Genomic DNA, 3,819 nt, shown 5'->3' on the forward strand with positions numbered 1-3,819 from the left:
CTTGAAGACATTCTATCGAGTCCACTTGCAATGATACTGTCTATGATGCGCATACTGTCAGGATGTATCTTGCGGGCATCATCATGCCTATCAAAAGTTATCAGATTTGTGCCATTGCTTATTATTCCAAGCTTGCGAGCCTCAAATAATGCAGTGAGAATACACCTGTGGTCATCATAGAGAATGATCGTCTTGTCACCATAATTAAATGTCTCGAAATTAGAGAATAGATTCAGTGAACTCAGATTATTTATTTCAATCATAGTTAATTCTTCTTACCAGTGATACTTTCCATAAGGAGATAAACTCGGGAACCGATGGACTGAGGCCAACGATCTTGTGGATTGGAGTCCAATCTTCTTGCTCTGTCCATAGCAACAGCAGTATAAGGAATGAGGCCCAACGCATCATAGTTTGACTCAGCGTAAGAGCCAAGCAAATCTTTCATGCGTTTCTTTAGCCAAGTTACACCGGACTTATTTTTCTTGTTCTGGAGCAGGGCATTCTTTGTCTCATCGTCATATTGCTCTACATCTTCCAAATGGAGGAGCAACCATAATTCAAAACAAGGATTACTCATGCAGAAATGCAGGTGGGAGTTCTGGGCGCAGAGTTGGGCAACCTGCGACAGCATCCGTTCCTGCCAACGGTCACGGTCTATGACAAGCCATAGTTCATCGTCATCTTCAATGTTGTATTGACGCATGAAGTCTGCGACTTGACGGTGTACGCTCTCTGGAGACGACTCATCAGAATTGCGGTCAAGGACTTCCACATGCACATTCGGCGCGCGCAGCTCATTCTTGACAGCATTGAAGTATATGGATTCGGTGTATCGGCCTTCTCCGGCAATGACCACGAGACGGGCAGAGCGTACACCTTCAAGGCGGACGAAATCTTTACGCTTTCTCATCTTTGTTCCAGTTAAGAGTTTCGATAGGAGCAAAGAACGGGATTGCGCTGTAACGTCCCTGAAGATAACCCTTCTGAACATTCTCACGAGGCTTGTATTCCGCGAGTGAAACGAGCTTGGATGCTCCATCTTTATCCTTTTCAACAAACCATACTTCATCTGCCCGGATAAGATCCAGATTGAGAAGATTGCATTCGTGAGTAGAGATAATCAGTTGCGTGTCCCGCTCAGTTGACAATTGCTGAAGATAGCATTCGATCAGCTTTTGCGACAATAGAGGGTGCATACTGCGGTCAAGTTCATCAATCATGTAGTCTGACTCGCTTTGCGAGAGGTCTATCAGCATTGGTATGAAGTCGAGCAAACGGATTGAACCGTCAGATTCCTCATCCATTTCAAAGACCACTTCATCATTCGAGTCGTTTCGATGAACCGCCTTCTGCTTGAATATTGTGTATGTTCCATCCTCCTTGAAGTCGAAGAAGAAACATTCGTTGCTTTCGGGGGCGGCTACCAATGCCGTGCGTCCCGGGGTCGCGGTACTGATTATCTTTTCAAGCAATCTTTCAGGGAGGTTGGTCTCTTCCTTTGATTGAACCGGAAAACGACGAACATCAACTATACCGGTATTAAAGTATTGCAACAGACGGCGTGTCGATTCGTGGAACTTCTCATCCTGCTCGGCATTGAATGACAGACCACGGAAGCGTGTGCCGGGGAAAATTATCCTCAATCCGGTAGCAAACCATTGGTATGCTACTTTAATAGGACATAGCCCCTTGCCATTGCGCTCTATATATTCAGCCAAGAAACTTCTCTTGGCCGGAGTGCCTTCTCCCAGAAATTTCACAAACTGACCGACAGAATTATCACCATGTATGTCTCCAAATTCAAACTGGTTGCCATCGGAGTCAGTTTTTCGTGTGAAAATCTTTTTATCAGAACGGGCATTTATCTCATACAGCCATTCCTCCTTTATACCATTGGCAGAGAACTCAACACCATAGGCAAAATATCTGCCATCAGTCTTGAATTCAATTTCAATTTTGGAAACAGGCTTTATCGGCTTTACCAGTTTGAACGGCTCAAAATCTCCGATGGGAAACCGACCGAGGGCTATTTGCTGAAGCAAAGCGATAGCCTTGATAACATTGCTTTTGCCTGAGGCATTAGCTCCATATATAATTCCGAATTTCAACGCCGAAATGTCATCACGCTTTTGAGCGCGACTTACATGGGCAGGATGCACAGAACCTTTGCCAGCTACAAAACTGACAGAAGTCTCATCCTTGAACGAGTATATATTTTCAAATGTTGCTCGCAGTATCATTGTCGTATGTTTTCAATTATGACGCAAAGATACGACAAATATTTTATATCTACAAGATATTCTCTGAATACATAGTAGTAAAGTTGCCTTTATGCGACATCGTTTAATGAATTCTTATATAATCGGTGAGAGGCGGAGCGGTCTTCCGTGTTGGCGGCGCGATGTCGTCAAAGAGCATAGGGCGATGCCTTATGCCATTTGACCGCATCCCGCCTATGGGTTGTGGCTGAACACCGATAACCGGCAACGCCTCATGGTGAGCATCGGGGACGCTGCATTTCACCTCCGAGACTTATTGCCGTTTATCCGTGTTCCGAGACACCACAACCTGTAAGGAGTTTTACGACCGTTCCGTCACTCACCGATGAAACAGCATTCCACGGGTCGAGACACTGCCGACTCCGTTTCTCTACATCGTCAGAGACTCGCTTTCCGGGAATGACACCGACTATTATTCAGTGATTATAAATTCCCCAAATCAGAAGTAAACAGTACCAATATGTCGTGGTTCGTTTTCACCGGGGCGTAAACTTAGCTCCAGTTTTCATGCAGTCAGTACGACTAAGGAAGCTCTGCTTGCTCGGAGTTGAGAACGTGCGGAGAAGGGATATTCTATATCCTTTCAGCGAAAAAATCTCCAGACCTCCCGTTGGTCAGCTCGTATTTTTTCACCGAAGGGCGAACATCCCTCTACTTCCTCCGCACGGGACGGTTTCAACGAGCAAGCAAAACTTCGATAGTCGATAGACGCATAAAAAAAATGTCGCACGATGAAAACGAACAACAACATATCAGATAGACGAGGCAAAGCATCCATCTCCAGTCTCAACCGCATAAAAAAGGTTGTCAAGTGGGTCGCTATCCTTATCAGCTCAATCATCGGATTGGTGTTGTGGGTTTTCCTCCGACCGATATTCCGAGGCGTTGGTTGGGTTATCTCAGCCGTTTCAGCACTCCTTATCATCTACTGGTTACTCACCCTATAAAAATTACGACTATGGCTACAATGTTGAAATCAAACGACACTGCAATCGCAATAATGCAGAAAATGCTCCAAGAGCGTTGCATCGCTGAACCCTCATTCGCTATCAAAATGGCGAACCCCTCAAAGTCAATGGAGGGAGCGGTAAACTATCTGTGTTCCCAAATCCAAAAGAGCGGTCTATGCGTGGTAGATGACACTACCGTTATGAACCTTTTGGTACACTACTTTGACGAGAACGAGATTGAGGAGGGCGGAAAGGTCAACTGCAACATCGTGGTAGGTAAGCCGGAACTATCCGAGGAAGATAAAGCCAACCTCAAAGAACAGGCTATGGAGCAGTACAAGGAGGAACAACTCCGAGAAATCCGCAGGCAGAACCAGCCAAAAGCGACCGCACCCAAGCACACCACCACCGCACCGAAAGCAGGTGAGGAAATCAATGTTCAACCCAATCTCTTTGGAGATGACTTCTAAAGCATACGACTATGAAACCGAGAAATAAGAAGCAAGAGCAGATATTGGCAATGAGTGGGCAGCTTCGCCCACTCACCACCGCCCAAAAGCAGTGGGCACTGACGCATACAATCGACA

Annotated in this window: 5 protein-coding genes; 2 read left to right on the forward strand and 3 right to left on the reverse strand. The window is 45.7% G+C overall.

Going from position 1 to position 3,819, the window contains the following annotated elements:
- From QZ310_RS13565 to QZ310_RS13575, 3 genes are all read right to left on the reverse strand, one after another.
- Positions 1-263, reverse strand: a 263-nt coding sequence (locus QZ310_RS13565) for a hypothetical protein (RefSeq protein ID WP_297073811.1), incomplete at its 3' end; no start/stop codon positions are given.
- A 2-nt stretch (positions 264-265) separates the two neighbouring features.
- Positions 266-913: an RloB family protein gene (locus QZ310_RS13570; protein ID WP_297073814.1), complete on the reverse strand. Its 648-nt coding sequence runs from the start codon at positions 911-913 to the stop codon at positions 266-268.
- Positions 900-2,243: an ATP/GTP-binding protein gene (locus QZ310_RS13575; protein WP_297073816.1), complete on the reverse strand. Its 1,344-nt coding sequence runs from the start codon at positions 2,241-2,243 to the stop codon at positions 900-902. The genes QZ310_RS13570 and QZ310_RS13575 overlap by 14 nt, the downstream gene beginning before the upstream one ends.
- Positions 2,244-3,013: 770 nt before the next feature.
- On the opposite strand from QZ310_RS13575, the gene QZ310_RS13580 reads away from it, so the two are divergent.
- Together QZ310_RS13580 and QZ310_RS13585 are read left to right on the forward strand one after the other, a co-directional pair.
- Positions 3,014-3,229 carry a hypothetical protein gene (locus tag QZ310_RS13580; protein ID WP_297073819.1) on the forward strand — a complete coding sequence of 72 codons (216 nt, stop codon included), beginning with the start codon at positions 3,014-3,016 and terminating at the stop codon, positions 3,227-3,229.
- 11 nt (positions 3,230-3,240) lie between these two features.
- Positions 3,241-3,702, forward strand: a complete 462-nt coding sequence (locus QZ310_RS13585) for a Cas9 inhibitor AcrIIA9 family protein (RefSeq protein ID WP_297073820.1) — start codon at positions 3,241-3,243, stop codon at positions 3,700-3,702.
- Positions 3,703-3,819: the final 117 nt, after the last annotated feature.

It is taken from the genome of uncultured Duncaniella sp., from assembly GCF_910577345.1.
Lineage (GTDB): Bacteria > Bacteroidota > Bacteroidia > Bacteroidales > Muribaculaceae > Duncaniella.

What these genes read in the sequence shown, in the direction of transcription:
- QZ310_RS13580 (WP_297073819.1), top strand. Translation starts at nt 3,014, where the DNA reads ATGAAAACGAACAACAACATATCAGATAGACGAGGCAAAGCATCCATC.
- QZ310_RS13585 (WP_297073820.1), top strand. Translation starts at nt 3,241, where the DNA reads ATGGCTACAATGTTGAAATCAAACGACACTGCAATCGCAATAATGCAG.
- QZ310_RS13575 (WP_297073816.1), bottom strand. Translation starts at nt 2,243, where the DNA reads ATGATACTGCGAGCAACATTTGAAAATATATACTCGTTCAAGGATGAG.
- QZ310_RS13570 (WP_297073814.1), bottom strand. Translation starts at nt 913, where the DNA reads ATGAGAAAGCGTAAAGATTTCGTCCGCCTTGAAGGTGTACGCTCTGCC.